Annotated in this window: 20 protein-coding genes; 13 read left to right on the top strand and 7 right to left on the bottom strand. The window is 36.7% G+C overall.

The window, feature by feature from the left end; translation table 11 throughout:
* Window positions 1–76: 76 nt before the first annotated feature.
* The 3 genes from B8967_RS11850 to B8967_RS11840 all read right to left on the bottom strand — a co-directional run bounded on the left by B8967_RS11850 (window position 77) and on the right by B8967_RS11840 (window position 3213).
* Complete coding sequence (locus B8967_RS11850) at window positions 77–529, bottom strand: hypothetical protein (protein ID WP_084086230.1); 453 nt, start codon at window positions 527–529, stop codon at window positions 77–79.
* 95 nt (window positions 530–624) lie between these two features.
* Window positions 625–2211, bottom strand: coding sequence for a patatin-like phospholipase family protein (locus tag B8967_RS11845; protein WP_084086229.1), 1587 nt, complete (start codon window positions 2209–2211; stop codon window positions 625–627).
* Window positions 2212–2313: 102 nt separating this feature from the next.
* On the bottom strand, window positions 2314–3213 hold the full coding sequence (locus B8967_RS11840) for a magnesium transporter CorA family protein (RefSeq protein WP_047487474.1): 900 nt from the start codon (window positions 3211–3213) through the stop codon (window positions 2314–2316).
* Between the two features lie 73 nt (window positions 3214–3286).
* Here B8967_RS11840 and B8967_RS11835 point away from each other — a divergent pair, with 73 nt between their 5' ends.
* Entirely contained in the window at window positions 3287–4309 is a 1023-nt protein-coding gene (locus B8967_RS11835) for a 3-oxoacyl-ACP synthase III family protein (protein WP_047487479.1), read from the top strand.
* Between the two features lie 150 nt (window positions 4310–4459).
* Here B8967_RS11835 and B8967_RS11830 read toward each other — a convergent pair whose 3' ends face one another.
* Window positions 4460–5617 carry a thioredoxin family protein gene (locus tag B8967_RS11830; RefSeq protein WP_084086228.1) on the bottom strand — a complete coding sequence of 386 codons (1158 nt, stop codon included), beginning with the start codon at window positions 5615–5617 and terminating at the stop codon, window positions 4460–4462.
* 303 nt (window positions 5618–5920) lie between these two features.
* On the opposite strand from B8967_RS11830, the gene B8967_RS11825 reads away from it, so the two are divergent.
* Window positions 5921–7546, top strand: a complete 1626-nt coding sequence (locus B8967_RS11825) for a tetratricopeptide repeat protein (RefSeq protein WP_179140057.1) — start codon at window positions 5921–5923, stop codon at window positions 7544–7546.
* Between the two features lie 389 nt (window positions 7547–7935).
* Here the strand turns inward: B8967_RS11825 and B8967_RS11820 are convergent, their stop codons facing one another.
* The 3 genes from B8967_RS11820 to pruA form a co-directional block, all read right to left on the bottom strand.
* A complete protein-coding gene (locus B8967_RS11820; RefSeq protein WP_047487487.1) occupies window positions 7936–8145 on the bottom strand; it encodes a hypothetical protein in 210 nt (69 codons plus the stop codon).
* A 243-nt stretch (window positions 8146–8388) separates the two neighbouring features.
* Window positions 8389–8607, bottom strand: coding sequence for a cytochrome C551 (locus B8967_RS11815; protein ID WP_084086226.1), 219 nt, complete (start codon window positions 8605–8607; stop codon window positions 8389–8391).
* A gap of 355 nt (window positions 8608–8962) precedes the next feature.
* A complete protein-coding gene (gene pruA, locus B8967_RS11810) occupies window positions 8963–10588 on the bottom strand; it encodes an L-glutamate gamma-semialdehyde dehydrogenase (protein ID WP_047487492.1) in 1626 nt (541 codons plus the stop codon).
* Between the two features lie 409 nt (window positions 10589–10997).
* Here pruA and B8967_RS11805 point away from each other — a divergent pair, with 409 nt between their 5' ends.
* The 11 genes from B8967_RS11805 to B8967_RS11755 all read left to right on the top strand — a co-directional run bounded on the left by B8967_RS11805 (window position 10998) and on the right by B8967_RS11755 (window position 19322).
* The gene (locus B8967_RS11805; protein ID WP_047487495.1) at window positions 10998–11363 is read left to right on the top strand and encodes a hypothetical protein; all 366 of its coding nucleotides are present in this window, start codon (window positions 10998–11000) and stop codon (window positions 11361–11363) included.
* Window positions 11364–11521: 158 nt separating this feature from the next.
* Window positions 11522–11824, top strand: a complete 303-nt coding sequence (gene ureA / locus B8967_RS11800) for an urease subunit gamma (RefSeq protein WP_047487498.1) — start codon at window positions 11522–11524, stop codon at window positions 11822–11824.
* A 13-nt stretch (window positions 11825–11837) separates the two neighbouring features.
* Window positions 11838–12206 carry an urease subunit beta gene (gene ureB / locus B8967_RS11795; protein ID WP_047487501.1) on the top strand — a complete coding sequence of 123 codons (369 nt, stop codon included), beginning with the start codon at window positions 11838–11840 and terminating at the stop codon, window positions 12204–12206.
* A 1-nt stretch (window position 12207) separates the two neighbouring features.
* Complete coding sequence (gene ureC, locus B8967_RS11790; protein ID WP_047487504.1) at window positions 12208–13929, top strand: urease subunit alpha; 1722 nt, start codon at window positions 12208–12210, stop codon at window positions 13927–13929.
* A 113-nt stretch (window positions 13930–14042) separates the two neighbouring features.
* Window positions 14043–14693, top strand: coding sequence for a hypothetical protein (locus B8967_RS11785; protein WP_084086225.1), 651 nt, complete (start codon window positions 14043–14045; stop codon window positions 14691–14693).
* Window positions 14683–15192 (top strand): urease accessory protein UreE, encoded by a 510-nt coding sequence (ureE, locus tag B8967_RS11780; protein WP_084086224.1) that lies wholly within the window; start codon window positions 14683–14685, stop codon window positions 15190–15192. The genes B8967_RS11785 and ureE overlap by 11 nt, the downstream gene beginning before the upstream one ends.
* A 1-nt stretch (window position 15193) precedes the next feature.
* Complete coding sequence (locus B8967_RS11775; RefSeq protein ID WP_115918651.1) at window positions 15194–15883, top strand: urease accessory protein UreF; 690 nt, start codon at window positions 15194–15196, stop codon at window positions 15881–15883.
* A 125-nt stretch (window positions 15884–16008) separates the two neighbouring features.
* On the top strand, window positions 16009–16647 hold the full coding sequence (gene ureG, locus B8967_RS11770) for an urease accessory protein UreG (RefSeq protein WP_047487517.1): 639 nt from the start codon (window positions 16009–16011) through the stop codon (window positions 16645–16647).
* Window positions 16648–17436, top strand: coding sequence for an urease accessory protein UreD (locus tag B8967_RS11765; RefSeq protein ID WP_084086222.1), 789 nt, complete (start codon window positions 16648–16650; stop codon window positions 17434–17436).
* A gap of 140 nt (window positions 17437–17576) precedes the next feature.
* On the top strand, window positions 17577–18278 hold the full coding sequence (locus B8967_RS11760; protein ID WP_047487521.1) for a membrane protein: 702 nt from the start codon (window positions 17577–17579) through the stop codon (window positions 18276–18278).
* Between the two features lie 156 nt (window positions 18279–18434).
* Window positions 18435–19322 carry an urea transporter gene (locus B8967_RS11755; RefSeq protein WP_052188570.1) on the top strand — a complete coding sequence of 296 codons (888 nt, stop codon included), beginning with the start codon at window positions 18435–18437 and terminating at the stop codon, window positions 19320–19322.
* Window positions 19323–19476: the final 154 nt, after the last annotated feature.

The raw sequence follows: 19476 nt of genomic DNA, 5'->3' as shown, positions 1-19476 counted from the left end.
AAATAAGTTGACTTCTTCGGATTTTCTGAGGTAAGCTCAACTTATTTTTTTCCGAATTTACTGTTCTCCTTGATAGTTATTCCTGATCGTATTCAAAGGGTTCAATGTTCCCGTCCTGTACATATTTTTTTATGGTATTGCTGTCTATTTTAAAGGGAACATCTTCATACTTCCAACCATTGACAGGAATTTTTAAATCGATAAGATAGTTTTCAATAGAGTAGATACCAAGGACCTTTGCATTTTTAGGTTTTAGAGAATCAAAAATGATAAGAAACTGATCCCCTTTTTGGTAAGAACAATTTGTAGTTGCGAAATATATTTTGTCTTTAACCCGGTATTTATAATCTGTTCCTACACCATTGTTATTCTTCTGATGCCAGTCTGTAGTAGCCTCTGCTACTGTATATCTGGGTTTTTTGAGCATCTGTTTTATCCAGAAACTCTCATGAACAAAACTCAACACAATCAATATTACAATTAAAACGGAAAGAATAATGGAGAATTTTTGTGCAATATTTTTTTTCATTTCTGGAAAGGTTTTATTTACTCAGCATTTTCTCCACGGCATTCACAGATATATTTCGTAATCTATTTTTGCTTAACAAAAATACTTAAAAATCCTTATCCCACGGTAGGGGTATCTTCTTCTTTCAGGATCTTTTTCTCTTTCATAGAGAGCATCATTCTTTCATACTTGTATTTCTCCCAGTCAAACTGGTTGAGAAAATCGAGGGCTGCCTGAAAACCTCTGTTGAAAAGTTCTTCCTTTTCCTCTTTTTTCATAAAGAAGTTAAGCCAGCTGCTGTTTCCGCAATTGACGGTTTGTATACTGAACAGATGATAAAAAGTATGCTTGGTAAGAAAGGTTTTGTCATTAAAGCCTTTTAAAGTACTGATGATATTTCCTGCATAACTGAAGGGTGTTTTAAGAATTTCCTCGCTTGTTTTTCCCTTCTCAGAAAGAATATCGGAATCATTGGTCAATTGTACTCCAAAAAGAGGCATTCTCGGGTAGAAAACTTCATCTGCATGGAATATATCGATCGGAAAATTGGAGATACTGCCACCATCAATAAATACGCCTACAGGATTAATATCTTGCTGTTGGGTGTTCATCCAGAATTTCCAGGCATATTTCACAGAATCTTCATCCTTATTGATCCTTTTTTGAAAAGGTTCAAAAAAGAAAGGGACAGACATGGAAGCTCTGACAAATTCAGCAGGGCTGATGTGCTTGAGCTCTTCTTCGGACCAATACAAATTGGCCATAGTGGGAAGCTCTACCTTTATTTTAGCGTTAATATCTGTGGTGATTACAATATATTCTGATCTTAACTGATAAAATGGGTTGTTTTTATAATAATCATTATTAAGGGCACTTTCATAGAAAATTCTATATCGGGTCTGGTCAATATGTTCCAGATTTTTAGTTTTAATCTTTTCTATACTCTGCAAAGCCCGCGTATAATATTCCTCTCCGTTTCCATAGCGGTAATTGAGGTTGAGGCTGTGTTCCTTCCGGATAAATTTTTCATTAAGATTGGCAACAGTTTTTATTCCAAAACTATCGAGCGCGTTCTTCATGGTATCCGTGAAAACATTTCCGGGGTTAAGTCCGCTGTTTTCTTTTCTGAAATTGTTGTAGAGTTTTTTGATACAGAAAAAGAGAATAATTGCCGGAATCAGAGGGATCAGAAACATAAGCTTGGCATTCAGTATCGTTTCTGATGAAACTGCGAATGGGATACTGATCAGGATAATAAACAGGGCTGCGGCAATAACGAGATTAATGGTAAAGAAGTTTTTATTGTTCAGCATAGAATGGAGGGTTGTTTTTACATACGTTTTTCCATCCATAAAGTCTGCAAAATTCCAGCTGAAAAGAATCTCTTTAATAAGCTCACTTTTGGCTTCCTCTTTCGTTTTACAAGCTGCAATCAACATCGTGTTAATAGCTCCGGCACTGGTTCCTGCTACCTTTAAAAAACGGATTCCAAAGATTTCCAGGCCATAAAGATAGCCTACCAACGCACTTCCCCAGACGCCGCCACCTTCCTGGACAAACTCTACATACTGATTTCCTTGGTGGTCGAGTAGATCAGAGAATTCCTTGGATGAAATATTTTCATGCAGGGCTGCAAGTTTTTCTTTTGATCCTGATGAAAGCGAATCATCTTCCAGAATTTTGTTAAGATCCTCAGTTTTCATAGTCTTTTGTTTTGTGGTGGTGGAAAAGATAGAGCGATCTCTCAGTGAACTGATGGCACTGCTCCTCTTTTATTTTTTTGCCTGCTGTTTATGGTCTTCAGATTACCATTGTCTACGCCTTACATAGATAAATGTACTGATTACTACAGTAGCCATGATTCCCATTGTTATAAAATAGCCATATTTATGGTGAAGCTCAGGCATATTATCAAAGTTCATCCCATACACACCGGCAATAAAAGTGATTGGTAAAAAATAAACAGAATAGATGGCCAAGACTTTCATGACCTGATTGGCTTTTTGATCAGAAAGTGCAAGAAACATAGAAATAAGGTTGGTAATCTGTATGTTTAAATGGTCAAAATCGGCAACCACATCCTTATGTTTGTCTTTTAAATCGACAATTTCAGAATCCTGAAGGTCCAATAGTTTAAATTTGTCAATAGCATCGGTAGAAATAACCAATACCCGTGAATTCAATCCGGACTTCCTTTTCAGTTTATAAAGTCTTCGGATCTGGCTGGTATGATTGGTATTTTTGAGGAAAATCTCATTTTCAATATTATCCATAGTTTCAAATAAGCTCAGGGATTCATCATCAAAACTTTTCATAATCAATATGGCGATCATTAAAAGAACTTTTTGAGGAGTAACATCTTCCTGAATTGCTGAAATCTGTTTCTTGGTCTCAGAAATACTTCGGGTTTTCATCCTGTGGATAGTGATAATGGTATTATCCACTAAGAAAACTCCGATCTTGGTGCTGATGTCACTGATGGTATTCAGGTTTTTTCTCTCCAGTTCCGTACTTTCACGGAGGAGAAAGAATTTTACATTCCCGTCCTCTTCATATTTGGGAAGGTGGTTAGGGTCCATGGTATCTTCCAGGAGAAGGTTGTTAATTTCATATCTTTCATGAAGAAATTTAAGGTCTTCTGCTGTAGGAGCCTCTACATCTACCCATTCACATTGGGAGCTTCTGTATATTGTATCAATTGGCATAAAGTAAAAATACTAATATTTTGAAATACTATGTTTTAAATAAGTTTTATCTTTGCCAAAATTAAAAAACTATATGATTAAAAGTACCATAAAAGGAGTAGGATTTTATGTTCCAGATAATGTTGTTACCAATGATGATCTTTCCCAATTAATGACCACCAATGATGAGTGGATTACAGAAAGGACAGGAATCAAGGAAAGAAGGCATCGTAAGAACAGGAATGACTCTCAGGAAACTGCTGCTTATCTAGGATTTAAAGCTTCTGAAAAAGCACTTGCAAAAGCAGGTCTTACAGCTAAAGATATTGATTATATCGTTTTTGCAACACTTTCACCGGATTATTACTTTCCTGGATGTGGGGTTTTGCTTCAGGATATGCTGGGATGTGATACCATTGGAGCATTGGATGTGAGAAATCAATGTTCCGGATTTGTTTATTCTATGAGTGTGGCCAATGCCTTTATTAAATCCGGTACCTATAAAAATATTCTTGTTGTTGGAGCAGAGGTTCATTCTTTCGGATTGGATTTTTCTGACGAAGGAAGAGGTGTTTCCGTTATTTTCGGAGACGGAGCAGGGGCCGTGGTACTTTGTGCTACAGAAGACGAAACTTCAGGAGATATTTTAGCGGTAAATATGCATTCGGAAGGGAAGTATGCAGATGAACTCTGTACACAGTTTCCAGGTTCTAAATTCGGATGGAGTGACAGAATGAGAAAAGAGCCGGAAAATGTAACCAATAAAGAAGTTTACCCGATTATGAACGGTAATTTCGTATTCAAACATGCCGTAACAAGGTTTCCGGAAACCATGTTAGAAGCCTTAAATAAAGCAGGAAAAACAGTTGAAGACCTTGATATGTTTATTCCTCATCAGGCTAATCTTAGAATTGCTCAGTTTGTTCAGCAGAAATTCGGATTGCCCGATGATAAAATATTTAATAACATCCAGAAATACGGAAATACAACGGCGGCTTCTATTCCTATTGCTTTAAGTGAAGCCATTGAAGAAGGTAAAATAAAAAGGGGAGACCTGGTTCTTCTTTCTGCATTTGGAAGTGGATTTACATGGGGAAGTGTCTTATTTGAATACTAAGAGACGCAGTATCCATATATACACAATCTTTCAATGCACTTTGAAAAGTGATAATTTCCTTTCCTATATAGTGAACCCTAGATTTGAGGAAAGGTTGTAACAAAAAAACCGCAGATAAAATCTGCGGTTTTTGTTTTTATGCTTTATCTATTAAAGGCTTTTTAATAATTTTTCTGTATCAGAAGGATCTTGTCCTTTACTTTTAGCGAGTTCAATAGAAGTTTCTGCCCATATTTTTGCATTTTTCTTATCGCCTACCTTATTATAGAGATTGGCTAAAGTATCAGTATTGGCATAACTTTGATCTTTTTTTACAGATTCCTGTGCCCATGCGATAGCTTTTTCTAACGATGCCTTATTGTTTACATTTTCAAAAAAGTTCCAGGCAAGTGAGTTTAATTCTCCAGAGCTTGCAGTAGAATAATCCTGGTACAATTCAAGAATCAGTTTTTCATATAAAGAAACATCCTTGTTTTTCAAAGCTCTGTTGGCTTTCATTCTTTTAAAGATTTTCTCTGATTCCTCTTTACTTAAAAATTTTTGAGTCTCAGTAAGGAAGTAATTCTCATCCCAGTTTTTGGTATCTGCATTATATGCTTTTTGGGCAATTCCATTTAATTTAATGTTTTTTTCTATATTTTTATACTGCTCCGGGAAAAACTTGATCACATCGGCTTTCTTTTCCTCAAAAGTTTTGTATAAAGGACTTGCCGTACTTTGTGTTCCTGCAAGAAGCATTTGAACATCTTCCTTATCTAATTCTGTTTTTTGTTTAAAATAACGGTCCATAACTTTTGCAGTGAAATCAATATCACTGTAAAGGGTAAGGTTGGCAAGGTTTTTCAAAAATTCCGGATCTTTTTCTCCACTTTCAAACTTCTGTTTTAATGCCGCCAATTTTTTGTTAGGATCTTCAGCATCTTTTGCAAACTGGATAAAGTCTTTTTCTTCTACATACCCTACTGTTCGGTGTACAGCTTCACCATTCGGATCAATAAACAGGTAGGTAGGAAATACTTTTACATTGTATTTTTTCTGCAGTTCAATCCCTTCTCCTTTTTCCATATCAATTTTAGTATTGATGAAGTGAGAATTATAGTAATCACCTACATTTTTAAGAGGAAAAATATTTTTTACCATCAGTTTGCAGGGAGCACACCAGGAAGCATAGGCGTCAATGAATATGAGTTTGTTCTCTTTTTTTGCTTTGGCAAGGACAGACGCAAAGTTGCCGTCTTCAAATTTTATACCCTGTGCAAATGCAAAAATTCCTATAAATAAAGATGAAATTATAGCTAATCTTTTCATGAAATTAATTTTGTTCCATACAAATGTAATAAATATGATGACAATTAAGTCAATCATTTTAGAAATAATTATACCTAAATCTTGATTTTAGTATAGGCATAGTTTTGATATGAAAGATGATCATGTATTATTTTGTTCTTATTATTAAAATTAATGTAAATTGATGATTTGGTTTAAATGATTAAATTACAGGAGAATATTTTAATAAAAAGTAAAATATTAGTAGTTTTGTAAAAAACAAAAAGACACCCAGTTGAAAAAATGATGAGTTATTATAAAATAAGAATAATAATTTGTTTTTTTATGCCTAAAAACTTACTCCAACTTTTGTTTTTACTTGCAACAGCAATTCCGATATTTGCGCAGAAAAAAACGAGCTTTGATCAGATCTGCGAAAAGACAACTGTTGTCACTTCTCATAAAAATTTACCCGCAGCTTTTAAAACTGCAGACTCTCTCTATTTAACTGCACAAACATCGCAGGAAAAAATTAAAAGCCTTATTCTTTCTTCAGAACTTTATCAGTATTCAGGGAATTTTAAAAAAGCTATCGGATATAGTGAGAGTGCACATTCTTTAATTAGCCAGATCGATGATACTGAGCAGATGATATATATCTGCAGACTTCTTGCCAGACAATACAGACAGGTTGGGCTGTATGAAAGGTCAAAAAAATATATTGTAAAAGGACTTGAATCCTCAAAACTGATTACCGATTTTCAAAAAAGTAACGAAACTGCAGGTCTGCTGAATCAGGAAATGGCTTTTTATGAAATGGAATTAGGTAATTATTCAAATGCTATACAGGATATTGAAGCTTCTCTGGAATTTTTTGATAAAGCAAAGATCTCCAATAAAAGCAAAACAATCGCTGTTTCTTATCAGGCATTGGGAGATATATACTTTAAACTTAATGATTATCTCGTTTCTGAAAATTATTATAGAAAAGCAGAAGCATTACTGAAAAAAGGGAGCTGTACGCTGGGGTTAATCTATAATGGTCTTGGAGGAATCCGTCTAAAACAGAAAAACTGGAAAGAAGCTGAGATGTATCTTAAAAAAGCGGAAAAAATTGCAGATACCTCCCGAAGTCTTAAACTCAGAAAGGCTGTATATTCTAATATTAATGATTACTATGAAGACATAGGAGATACATTTAAAGCTTCTCTATATGCCGTGAAATATGTAAGAGCTTATGACAGTATTACGGTCCGTAATCAGGAGTTTTTCACTAAAAACCCTGAAAATACAATCAATAAAACAGTTAAAAACGGAGGGCTTAATATTGTAAAGAATGTGGCTATCATTATATTATTTGTATCTATTATAGGCTTACTTATATTCTTCAGAACAAAAGAGAAAAAACAGCGCTCAAAACTGAGAAGTATAATAAGAACCCGCCAACAATTGGCTTATGGTTCCAAAGAAAGACTGGAACAATCCTCTCATGAAATTGAATTTTCAAATATTTCTGTAGAAGAAATTGAAGAAAAAGACAGTGATGCCGATAAAAAAAGGAATGAATCTCTGATGACTTCCGAAACAGAGTTGAAACTACTGGAATTGTTGGATGATTTTGAAAAAGGGAATCTCTACAATAGTAAAAGTATGTCGTTATCTTTTCTTTCAGGCGAACTTAATACCAATACAAAATATCTTTCCTATGTGATCAATCAGCATAAGAGTGCTGACTTTAAATCTTATATTAATCGCTTAAGGATCAATTATATTGTGGATAAGATTATCAATGACGAGAAATACAGACAATATAAAATAAGTATTCTGGCTGATGAATGTGGCTTTTCTTCACACAGTAAATTCGCTGCAGTATTCAAAGCGGTGACTGACTTCTCCCCATCAGCATATATTAAACATCTTGATTCTGAAAATCAAGCAGATAAAGATGTTCGTTTTCGGGAAAATGATTAAAAATGAATAATTTTTTTTAATCACTATTGCTATTTTCATGAAAATGAACAACCTATTGTTTTATATCAAAGGGTTGCTATCCTATCTTTGCTTCAGCTTAACGGGAATGATCACTATTATACTACAGTTAATCTCTATTGTTGTTTAGGGAATATTTTTTCTTCTACAATAGAGAAACTACTTAATTTTTATCAAACCAAAAATTTTAATCTGGGATTCGTGCCTATTTCTTCACCATGAAATAATCACGATTCCTCGTCTTGTCTTCGTAGGAAATTTACCTAATCGAAATATTAGGGAATACAATATAATCGGGGTTGATTGCCCGGTTTTTTTTCAGTCAAGTTTTTTTAAGTGCAAATCCACAGATATTCTGTGGATTTGTGATTTTATTTAGCTTTTGTAGTGTCGGTTTTTGTTTTTGAAGTGTCGGGGGTTGCGGGTACAGGTTCCGAATTGGCAACAGCAGAATCTCCCATTTTATTTCTTAAAGAATCTTTATTGTGAGCATCCTTGAATTCTTCTCTTTTTTCTTTGTTTTGAGCACAGCTTCCAAGAAAGAGAAGTCCCAGAATAGCTCCTATCCATAATTTTTTCATAATACTATTTTTATTGATTGATCTTACTCAAATATAGTGATTTAATTAAAAGGTTAAAAGATACCGATATTAAAATTCAATAGGGGTAAACTTTAATCCGTCTTTAAGAATATTCCTTCCCATGGCTTTAGTCAAAAATAGCTACATGAAAGACTCTCACCTTTTATCATCTATTTCAATCAAAAAAAATCTGCAGCACTTTCAGCTGCAGATTTTCCATTCTAAATTAAACGTTATAATACCTTATTTGGCAGGAGTTGCTGCCGTAGAATCTTTTTTCATCTTGATACTGTCAGGATTTGCCACTTTCGTACGTACCGTATCAGTAGTAGCCGGTACAGCTTTTTGTGTTGGTTCTACTGCGGTCGAATCAGTATTACTTGTTGACATTGTTGATTCCTTGGTTCCACAGCTCACTGCAAATAATCCTACTCCAATGGCTGTTAACAATAACTTTTTCATACAATTTTATTTTGGGGTGTAATTGTAAAAAATCAACAATTATTCCTAAGTGGTAGTATGAAATTGTAAATTATAGGTAAAGTTTGTTAAAAAATGTTAGGTGAGTAGTTTGGAGAGTGGGAGAGTATTAGAGTATTAGAGTATTAGAGTATTAGAATATTAGAGTGGAGCTAGTGTTATGATAAAAACGGCCACAGTAACATCATACCCTACATTTCGAATTTCGAATTTGCGCGTACCCTGCAACTCGTACCCCGAATCTCGTATCCCAAAAAAAGCCCCGAAACCGAAATTCCGAGGCTGTATGAAAAGAACAGGCAATCATTACTCATTACCTATTACTCATTATTGATAATTACCCTAGGTATGGATATTTGTAGTCTTTTGGAGAAACAAAAGTTTCTTTCACACTTCTTACAGACGTCCATCTAAGAAGGTTCATTTTAGAACCGGCTTTATCGTTTGTTCCTGAAGCTCTACCACCACCGAAAGGCTGTTGTCCTACTACGGCACCTGTTGGTTTGTCGTTGATGTAGAAGTTACCGGATGCATTTTCTAACGCTTTGTAAGCCTCAGCAATTGCATAACGGTCTTGAGAAAATACAGAACCTGTTAATGAATATGGAGAAGAAGAATCAACTACTTTAAGAGTCTCTTTCCAGTCCTGATCTTCATATACGAATACTGATAAGATTGGGCCGAAAATCTCTTCTACCATGCTTTCGTATTGAGGGTTTGTAGTTTCAATTACTGTTGGGTGTACGAACCATCCTTTAGAATCGTCACAAGTACCACCAATTGCTACAGTAGCTTCAGAAGATTCGTTAGCTCTGGTGATATATCCTTTACATTTTTCGAAAGAATTTTTGTCGATTACAGCATTTACGAAGTTAGATGGATCTACTGGAGAACCAATTTTAATAGTAGCCATTTGAGCTTCCATTACTTTTTTCACATCAGCCCAAAGAGACTTAGGAACATAAGCTCTTGAAGCCGCAGAACATTTTTGTCCTTGGTATTCGAAAGCACCTCTTACTAAAGCTGTAGCTACTGCTTCTACATTCGCAGAAGGGTGAGCAATAACAAAATCCTTACCTCCAGTTTCTCCAACGATTCTTGGATATGTTCTGTAGTTGTGGATATTGTCACCAATCATTTTCCACATTCCCTGGAATACTTTTGTAGAACCCGTAAAGTGAAGACCTGCAAAATCTTTGTGAGCCAATACTTTCTCAGCAGTTTCTTTACCATCTGTAAAGATCATGTTGATAACCCCAGCAGGAAGACCAGCTTCAATTAATACATCCATGATTACTTTTGCAGAATAAACCTGCTTATCAGAAGGCTTCCATACTACAACGTTTCCTAACATGGCCATACAAGTAGGAAGGTTTCCTGAAATAGCTGTAAAGTTGAATGGAGTTACTGCAAAACAGAACCCTTCTAGTGGTCTGTACTCTACACGGTTCCAGATTCCGTTGTCAGAAACTGGCTGCTCAGAATACATTTCTGTCATGAACTCTACGTTGAATCTCAAGAAGTCGATGAACTCACAAGCCGCATCAATTTCAGCCTGGTGTACGTTTTTAGACTGTCCGATCATTGTAGCTGCATTAATTACATCTCTGTAAGGACCTGCCAATAGATCAGCTGCCTTTAAGAAAATGGCTGCACGTTGTTCCCAACCTAGAGCATTCCATGCTTCTTTAGCTGCCAATGCTGAGTTGATAGCATCATCCACATGCTGCATACCACCTTGGTAATAAAATCCGAAGTCGTGAGCATGATCCTGAGGAGACTGAAGCTGTACTTTTGTATCAGTTTTTACTTCCTTTCCATTGATAACCATTGGAATTTCTACCTTCTCAGCCCACATCTTTTTATAAGTGTCGATAAGGCTTTTAACTTCCGGAGACCCCGGTACATAAGAATTTACCGGCTCATTTACCGCTAATGGTACTTGCGAAATTGCTTTTGACATATTACGTTTTATTATTTTTATTAAATTAAATAAGTATGTGTATACAAATTTACGATAATTATAAGGAAAGAAAAAAATACAGCAGATTTTTATGGAATAAACTTTATTATTGAAGGATGTGAGGAGAATACCTTTTTTTAATAATGAAAAAATGATATTTTTCAATGATTTTATTTCATATTTTAAATAAGATGAAAATATGAGCTGGATTTTAATTATGATATCAAGAAAGATGATAAAATGTTTGTCATAGTTGATAAAGGAGCTTTAGTGGCTGTGTATGAGTAGTTTGGGTGTAAATGTGAATTTTGTGTAAAATTGTATTTGTCGCGATTTTGAACATTTTAAATAATCTTTTTGATAGCCCGGTTTTTAAGATTACTCTAATTTTACACCATTATTAAAAGGTATGAAAAAAAGAGTTGTCTTTTTCTCTTTTCTGTTGTTTTTCGCAACTTTATGTGCAGGTCTTTTTGCACATAAGGGGAAAACTCAAGCATACTCTGATATCTTATCAAAAATTCATCTTCTTCAGCAAAAATCGGATCAGCAGACGCAGCCTGAAATTTATAGTTTTTCAGATGCACAGGATCTTCAGGATTCCAATGATTGGGAAAAGGTAAAATTTGATTATTCAATACTTGCACAGCAGTGGTTTCAGTATTTCTTTGCAGAGTATACCTATAATAACCAGGTAGCGGCCGTTCAAAACCGTATTTATATTACAGCACCAAGGTACATTCTGTACCATTCTCTGCAAATAGCAGGCTGCTAATTCTTTTTTTACGTTTAATGATCCCATGAAAGGATTTGCCTTGTAAAAGACGCATATCCCAAGGATTCATTCTTCATTTTAACATTTCTGAGTATTTCTATTTGCCTTTTCTGAAAGGCAGACCAGATACTGTATATCCAATTTTAAAATAAAAAACAATGCACTTAACACCGAGAGAAACGGAGAAGCTTATGCTATTTCTGGCAGGCGAGCTCGCTCTAAAAAGAAAGGCAAGAGGCCTTAAATTAAACTATCCAGAGTCCATAGCATTAATCAGTCATTTCCTGCTTGAAGGAGCTAGAGATGGAAAAAGAGTAGCAGAACTGATGCAGGAGGGTGGAAACCTTCTTACAAAAGAGGATGTAATGCCGGGCGTTGCGGAGATGATCCACGATGTTCAGATTGAAGCGACTTTCCCTGATGGGACTAAGCTGGTAACCGTACATAACCCAATCCGTTAATACCAATTTCATCATGATACCAGGAGAAATTTTTGTAAAAGAAGGCACAATTATCTGCAATGAAGGCAGAGAAACTGTGAAGATAAAAGTAACCAATACAGGAGACCGCCCTATTCAGGTAGGTTCACATTTCCACTTTTTCGAGGTAAACAAAGCGATGAGTTTTGACCGTGAAAAAGCTTTCGGAAAAAGACTCAATATTGTAGCAAGTACTGCAGTACGTTTTGAACCGGGAGAAGAAAAAGAAGTGGAATTGGTAGAAATAGGAGGAACCAAAAAAGCAATGGGCTTCAATAATCTTGTGGACGGACAGGTAGATTCTGAAGAACAGAAAAAAGCAAGCCTTGCAAAAGTTGAAGATTTAAACTTTAAAAATCATTAAGATGAGCTTACACGTAGACAGAAAACAATACGCCAATATATTAGGTCCTACAGCCGGAGATAAAATCAGACTGGGAGACACTGAAATTATCATTGAAATTGAAAAAGACTTCACCCATTACGGAGATGAGGCCGTTTTCGGAGGTGGAAAAACCGTACGTGACGGAATGGGACAGAATGTTACGGCAAAAAGGGATGAAGGTGTTTTGGACCTTTGTATTACCGGTGCAGTAATTATCGATCACTGGGGAATTGTAAAAGGAGATATCGGAATTAAAGACGGTAAGATTGTAGGGATCGGAAAAGCAGGAAATCCTGATACCATGGATGGAGTTTCTCCCAATATGATTATTGGAGCCTCTACAGAAGTTCATGGGGGAAAAGGATATATCGTAACAGCGGGAGGGATTGATACCCATATTCACTATATCTGCCCACAACAGATCGAAACATCTTTATACAGTGGGATCACCACAATGATCGGTGGTGGAACGGGTCCGAATGACGGAACGAACGCTACTACGGTAACTCCGGGGAAATTCAATATGCAGAAAATGCTTGAAGCTGCTGAAGAATATCCTATGAACCTTGGATTCTTCGGAAAAGGAAACTGTTCTGCAGAAGAACCTATCGAAGAGCAGGTAGAAGCAGGCGCTCTGGGAGTAAAGATTCACGAAGACTGGGGTGCAACGCCGGCAACGATTGATGCTGCATTAAAAGTAGCCGATAAATATGATGTTCAGGTGGCTATCCACACAGATACCTTAAATGAAGGGGGTTTCCTTGAAGATACCATGAGAGCGATTAACGGAAGAGTAATCCACACCTTCCATACCGAAGGTGCAGGTGGAGGGCACGCTCCCGATATCATTAAAGCAGCGATGTACCCTAATGTACTGCCTGCTTCCACAAACCCTACACGTCCTTACACCATCAATACAATTGATGAGCATTTGGATATGTTGATGGTATGTCATCACCTGAGCAAGAATATTCCTGAAGATGTGGCCTTTGCAGATTCCCGTATCCGTCCTGAAACCATTGCAGCAGAAGATATCCTTCATGATATGGGAGTTTTCAGTATCATGAGTTCTGACTCTCAGGCGATGGGTAGACCGGGTGAAGTAATTACCAGAACCTGGCAGACAGCCAGCAAAATGAAGGAACAGAGAGGAGATCTGGAAGAAGATAAAGAAACGGGAAATGATAACTACCGTGCCAAAAGATATGTGGCTAAATATACTATCAACCCCGCTATTGCACACGGTATCTCAGAATACGTGGGATCTCTTGAAGAAGGAAAATTAGCGGATTTAGTGATTTGGAAGCCGGCATTATTTGGTGTGAAACCTGAAATGATTGTCAAAGGAGGATTTGTAATTGCCGCTAAGATGGGAGATCCTAATGCTTCTATTCCCACACCTCAGCCTATTATCTACAGAAATATGTTTGGTGCTCACGGAAAAGCTAAGTTTGGTATTTGTGCCAACTTCGTTTCTCAGGTTTCTATTGATAATGGAACGATCGCTTCTTACAAATTGGAGAAAATGATTCTTCCGGTGAAAAACTGTAGAAATATTTCCAAAAAAGACCTTATCCATAATGATAAGACTCCACTCATTGAAGTGAATCCTGAAAACTACAAAGTGACCGTAGATGGTGAATATATCACCTGTGAGCCGGCAGAAAAACTTCCTTTAACACAGTTGTATTACTTATTCTAAGATAAACATACCAACCACTAAAACCTTATAGGCTTCTAAAACCTATAAGGTTTACTTAAAAGTTGAACAGTTTATCCAATAGAATTTAAAATAATTATAGAACTAAGTTTAGAATGAAATATTTAAATAAAACAGTTTGCTCCCTTGCCGTAGCCGGAATGACTATGCTTTCAGGAAAGGTAAGCGCTCAGTTTCTGGGAGGACACAGGCTTAAAAGTGATGAAGAGGGACCAAAAGGGCAATTTATGGTGTATGGTTCATTGGATTACTCTAAAGTTACTACTCCTTCCACCAGCAGCAGTACCGTTTCAAGTGCTCCGCTTGGCGTAGGATACTTTATCAATAATAATGACCTTGTAGGAGTCAACTATGCATACTCCCAAAATTCTGTTGACCACAATGTAGTGTATAAACAAAATGAAGCCGGAATTTGGTACAGTCCCTCATTAATGCTTGGGAAATATTTTGTATTGATTGGACAGGTTGATGCACATTATGTCTGGGGACAACAATTGTCAGGAGCTGCAGATTCTATGCAAAACTTTAACGGATTCCGTCTTCGTGCTTACCCTTTGATTGGAATATTGTTAGGTGGAGGTTGGGCTTTAAAATTCAAGTTTGCTGAGCTTTCAATGCTTCAGACTAAAACAAAACAGGAAGGTTGGACAAAAAGCTATGTAGCAGGACTCAGTGGTTCAACATTCGGGGTTGGCATTTCTAAAAACTTTGACTTCAGAAAAAAATCCGCTAAAGATGATAATTAATCAAACCATAGGCAATCTCACCGAAAATCCTACCGAAAAACCTATAGATTATCTTGATCTGGAATGGTTTGAAACGACAAAAAGGATCCAACGTAAAAAGACCAGACAGGGAACCGATGTGGCCATTAAATTTCTTAAAGAAGGGCAGCGTTTGCGTGAAGGTGATATTCTTTTCGAAGATACAGAAAAAGTAATAGTTGTCAATGTGCTGGAAACAGAAGCTATTGTAATGGTACCAGGCTCTTTATTGGAAATGGGAACGGTATGCTACGAAATAGGAAACAAACATATTCCTCTCTTTATCCAGGAAGATAAAGTATTGCTTCCTTTCGAAATGCCCATGTTCAGATGGCTGGAGGCAAGTGGGTTTAAACCGGAAAAGCAATCCGTAAAACTGCTGAACCTTCTTAAATCCAATGTTGAACCTCACGGACACGGAAGTCTGGGTTCAACAATTTTTACCAAAATCTTAAAAATGGCTGCTCCAAAAGATGAATAATATAAACATAAACTTTTTGTCAGGATTACTTCATCTAGCAGATCCTACACTTCCTATCGGTGGTTATACCCATTCCAACGGACTTGAAACTTATGTGCAGGAAAGAATTGTGCATGACCTGCCAACGGCAAAAGAGTTTGTACAGAATATGCTTCAGTACAATCTTAAATTCAATGATGGAGCTTTTGTAAAACTGGCATATAAAGCAGCAGAAAATGGAGATTTACAATTGTTGTTACAGCTTGATAACGAATGTAATGCGATAAAATGTCCAAAGGAAATCCGCCAGGCCAGCCAAAAACTGGGATTGAGACTGATTAAAATTTTCAAAAGAAGAGAAAGCTTTCCTTTTATGGAAGAATTTGAAAAAGCAATTAAAAATAAAGAGGCCAATTCTCACTACTGTATTGTATTTGGGGTATATGCTTTTTTAATGAAAATTCCTTTATATGAAGCGCTGTTGGGGTTCTATTATACTTCAGTAGCCGGAATGATTACCAATGCTGTGAAGCTGGTGCCTCTGGGGCAGCTTGACGGGCAGGATATTCTCTTCTCTCTATATCCGGTTATGGAAAAAACAGTATGGGAAACCATGGAGCTGGATAGAGATATGGTGGGACTGTGTAATACGGCTTTTGATATCAGGTGTATGCAGCATGAGAGACTGTATTCAAGGCTTTATATGTCGTAATAAGCTGAAAAAGCAAAGTTAAATGATGAGCGTGAAACACTTTTGTGATTTTAAAATGTCTCAGTCAAAAAACTGGCGCCCTTAGCATTAAAAAACAGAAACAAACAAAGTAAAATTTAAAGAAAATGGAAAATAGAAAATATATAAAAGTAGGAGTGGCAGGACCTGTAGGATCAGGAAAAACTGCATTATTGGAACGTTTGAGCAGAAAATTATTCGGGAAATATGATCTTGGAGTCATTACCAATGATATTTATACCAAAGAAGATGCTGAATTTATGGCTAAAAACAGTCTTCTTCCCCATGAAAGAATTATTGGAGTGGAAACAGGAGGATGTCCTCACACTGCCATCCGTGAAGATGCAAGTATGAACCTTGAAGCAGTAGATGAGCTGGCCGCCCGTTTTCCGGATATCGAACTGGTGCTTATCGAAAGTGGAGGTGATAATCTTTCAGCAACTTTCAGCCCCGATCTTGCAGACGTTACGATTTTCATTATTGACGTTGCTGAAGGTGAAAAAATTCCTAGAAAAGGAGGTCCCGGTATTACAAGATCAGACTTGTTGATCATTAATAAAATTGACCTTGCCCCGCACGTAGGAGCAAGCCTTGAAGTGATGGAAAACGATGCCAGAAGAATGAGAAAAGGAAATCCTTTTGTATTCACGAATCTAAAAACGGATGAAGGTCTGGATAAAGTAATCGGCTGGATAAAAAAATATGCTCTTTTAGAAGAAATTGAAGAACCGAATTTGGTAAGATAAATGGAGAGTCGTTTAAATATTATTGCAGGATTCAAGGGAGGGGAGTCCTATGTGAAAGATCTTTATGTCTCACTTCCTTTCAGAGTGGTTTCTGTAGGGCAGCGAAAAAGTGACAAAAAGCTTTATCAGATGGTGATGAGCTCTTCTCCGGGAATTCTAGATGGTGACCATTACCATTTGGATGTAGCCCTGGAAAAAGGGGCTTCACTTCAGCTGCAGTCACAGTCGTATCAGAGACTTTTCAATATGAAAGATAAGGCTGTTCAGGAGCTTAATGTCACTATGGAAGATGAAACTTCCTTTGCCTACGTTCCTCATCCTATCGTTCCCCATGAAGATTCCAATTTTAAAAGTAAAGCCAATATTCAGATCGGGAAAAACAGCCAGATTATTATCAGTGAGATTATTACCTGTGGAAGAAAACACTATGGAGAGGTTTTCAAGCTGAAACGTTTTCAAAACCTTATGGAAATCTATCATGAAAATAAACTGGTAGTGAAGGATAATGTTGTGATTCAGCCTGACATGATCCCCATCAGTAGTATAGGAAATCTGGAACAGTATACCCATCAGGGAACTTTGATCTTTTATAGCACAAAGGAGAAGGTAGACAAAAACAGGCTTATTGAGGAGATTGTTGAGGCTGCAGAACAATACCGTGAAGAAATGGAAGTAGGTGTTTCCGCAATGGAAGATCATGGTTTTGTCGTAAGAGCTTTGGGACATGGTGGAGAACGGATGTATAATTTCTTTCTTCATGTTCAGGAAATTCTCTGGTCACTGGAATAAAAATTAAAATAATTCTTATTGAAGTTAGGTAGGTTGATTTTATCAATAGAAGTGGGCTTTAGCCCACGCTAACTAAAGAATATTTTTCAACTGGCTTTAGCCAAAACTTAATAAAAAGAATTAACAATAGATAAACAAAAATGGATAGTACAGTTTGGGCACTTCTTTTAAGTGCCGTTTCAATAAGTTTTATACATACAGCCTCAGGACCGGATCATTATCTGCCTTTTATTGTCCTCTCAAAATCTAAAAAATGGAGTGGAATGAAAACGGCAGTGCTCACTGTAGTCTGCGGATTGGGGCATGTATTGAGCTCTTTAATTTTAGGATTTATCGGAGTGTTTCTCGGTTGGCAGCTGAACAAGATCTCGTGGTTCCAGGACATAAGAGGAAATTTCTCCGGATGGGCACTGCTGGTTTTTGGAGGAGTTTACTTAATATATGGATTGATCCAGGCCATCAGAAATAAACCTCACAAGCATTTTGATGTGATGGGGGATGATGTGTATGTCTATGAACACAATCACAGTGAAGTGGTCATGCCTCAAACAAGAATAAAAGTAACTCCGCTTGTTCTTTTTATGATTTTTGTAATGGGACCAAGTGAACCTCTGATTCCTTTGTTATTCTATTCAGGAGTAAAACATTCCATGTCAGAAATTGCAGTATTGGTGACTTCATTTACCGTTACAACCGTATTAACAATGCTTGGAATGGTTCTGCTGGGACGTTATGGATATTCAACATTGTTCAATACAGAAAAGCTGGAAAGATATATGGGAGTCGTAAGTGGAGCAGTGGTAACAGTTTGTGGAGTCGGAATGGTCTTTCTTGGTTGGTAGAACTTCTAGCGTACATGAGTCGAGGTAAACCCATGTTTTTGAATGATCAACCTTCCTGGTTTATCTTCTCAAAGTCTCGTGTCTCCTATCTCCATATCTCGTGTCTCCAATCTGAAATCTAACATCTATTAAAAAATACATTATACAAAACTAACTATGAATAAATTTTTTGAAAAAATCCCTTTTATAGATAATATTTTAAAAGGAATCGGGCAGATCATGCTTCAGGAAAACAGATGGACCGGATTTCTGTTTCTTATAGGTATCTTTATGGGAAGCTGGCAATGTGGGGTTGCAGTATTGCTTTCAACAGCAGCCGGAACTTTTACTGCTATGAAGCTTAATTATAATAAATCTGAAATCAATGCCGGATTATATGGCTTCAGTGCAGCACTGGTAGGAGTAGCATTGGCTTTTCTCTTCGAAACAACAATATTGATTTGGGTTCTTATTGTATTGGGTGGAGCTTTGGCAGCTATTATTCAGCATTTTTTCATCCAAAAGAAAATTCCGGTGTTTACTTTTCCTTTCATCATCATTACATGGGTACTGGTATTTACACTGCATCATTTTACCCACATTCCACCATCTGTTATGCTAAGTAGTGAAGTAGTACCTACAAAATATGATGATTTTCTTACCTGTACCAATGGTTTTGGAGAAGTGATATTTCAAGGTGGGGTACTTTCGGGAATGATTTTCTTCCTTGCTGTTTTTATCAGTTCACCGATAGCTGCTTTATACGGGCTTACAGCTTCTATTCTTGGAGCAGGATTATCACAGTTGAATGGTGAACCTATCAAAGAAATCCATATGGGACTTTTTGGGTTCAATGCAGTACTTTCCGCAATTGTTTTTTCAGGATTCAAAAAAACAGACGGTATCTGGGTGCTTATTGCAGTTCTTTTAACAATCGTCGTCGATGATATTTTAATAGATAACCATTATCTTGATGCTGTGGGAGGGGTATTTACTTTTCCGTTTGTAGCAGGAACTTGGATTACACTTTTAATTCAAAAGATATTTTTTAAAGCGAGAGCGTAACGTCGGAAAGCTTGATGATTTTTGGGTGGAAGGCTAAGAACGTTTTAGAGGCAGAGGGTTTGAATGTTGAAGAGTTGCCCATGTTTTTGAATGATCAGCCTTCCAAATCTCCCACCTCAAGGTCTCTTGTCTCAAATCTCTTATCTCCAGTCTC

Source organism: Chryseobacterium sp. YR221 (assembly GCF_900176315.1).
Lineage (GTDB): Bacteria > Bacteroidota > Bacteroidia > Flavobacteriales > Weeksellaceae > Chryseobacterium > Chryseobacterium rhizosphaerae.
Note: the sequence above shows the minus strand (reverse complement) of the source record. Positions and strands in the feature narration are given on the sequence as shown.

What these genes read in the sequence shown, in the direction of transcription:
- B8967_RS11850 (WP_084086230.1), bottom strand. Translation starts at nt 529, where the DNA reads ATGAAAAAAAATATTGCACAAAAATTCTCCATTATTCTTTCCGTTTTA.
- B8967_RS11845 (WP_084086229.1), bottom strand. Translation starts at nt 2,211, where the DNA reads ATGAAAACTGAGGATCTTAACAAAATTCTGGAAGATGATTCGCTTTCA.
- B8967_RS11840 (WP_047487474.1), bottom strand. Translation starts at nt 3,213, where the DNA reads ATGCCAATTGATACAATATACAGAAGCTCCCAATGTGAATGGGTAGAT.
- B8967_RS11835 (WP_047487479.1), top strand. Translation starts at nt 3,287, where the DNA reads ATGATTAAAAGTACCATAAAAGGAGTAGGATTTTATGTTCCAGATAAT.
- B8967_RS11830 (WP_084086228.1), bottom strand. Translation starts at nt 5,617, where the DNA reads ATGAAAAGATTAGCTATAATTTCATCTTTATTTATAGGAATTTTTGCA.
- B8967_RS11825 (WP_179140057.1), top strand. Translation starts at nt 5,921, where the DNA reads ATGCCTAAAAACTTACTCCAACTTTTGTTTTTACTTGCAACAGCAATT.
- B8967_RS11820 (WP_047487487.1), bottom strand. Translation starts at nt 8,145, where the DNA reads ATGAAAAAATTATGGATAGGAGCTATTCTGGGACTTCTCTTTCTTGGA.
- B8967_RS11815 (WP_084086226.1), bottom strand. Translation starts at nt 8,607, where the DNA reads ATGAAAAAGTTATTGTTAACAGCCATTGGAGTAGGATTATTTGCAGTG.
- pruA (WP_047487492.1), bottom strand. Translation starts at nt 10,588, where the DNA reads ATGTCAAAAGCAATTTCGCAAGTACCATTAGCGGTAAATGAGCCGGTA.
- B8967_RS11805 (WP_047487495.1), top strand. Translation starts at nt 10,998, where the DNA reads ATGAAAAAAAGAGTTGTCTTTTTCTCTTTTCTGTTGTTTTTCGCAACT.
- ureA (WP_047487498.1), top strand. Translation starts at nt 11,522, where the DNA reads ATGCACTTAACACCGAGAGAAACGGAGAAGCTTATGCTATTTCTGGCA.
- ureB (WP_047487501.1), top strand. Translation starts at nt 11,838, where the DNA reads ATGATACCAGGAGAAATTTTTGTAAAAGAAGGCACAATTATCTGCAAT.
- ureC (WP_047487504.1), top strand. Translation starts at nt 12,208, where the DNA reads ATGAGCTTACACGTAGACAGAAAACAATACGCCAATATATTAGGTCCT.
- B8967_RS11785 (WP_084086225.1), top strand. Translation starts at nt 14,043, where the DNA reads ATGAAATATTTAAATAAAACAGTTTGCTCCCTTGCCGTAGCCGGAATG.
- ureE (WP_084086224.1), top strand. Translation starts at nt 14,683, where the DNA reads ATGATAATTAATCAAACCATAGGCAATCTCACCGAAAATCCTACCGAA.
- ureG (WP_047487517.1), top strand. Translation starts at nt 16,009, where the DNA reads ATGGAAAATAGAAAATATATAAAAGTAGGAGTGGCAGGACCTGTAGGA.
- B8967_RS11765 (WP_084086222.1), top strand. Translation starts at nt 16,648, where the DNA reads ATGGAGAGTCGTTTAAATATTATTGCAGGATTCAAGGGAGGGGAGTCC.
- B8967_RS11760 (WP_047487521.1), top strand. Translation starts at nt 17,577, where the DNA reads ATGGATAGTACAGTTTGGGCACTTCTTTTAAGTGCCGTTTCAATAAGT.
- B8967_RS11755 (WP_052188570.1), top strand. Translation starts at nt 18,435, where the DNA reads ATGAATAAATTTTTTGAAAAAATCCCTTTTATAGATAATATTTTAAAA.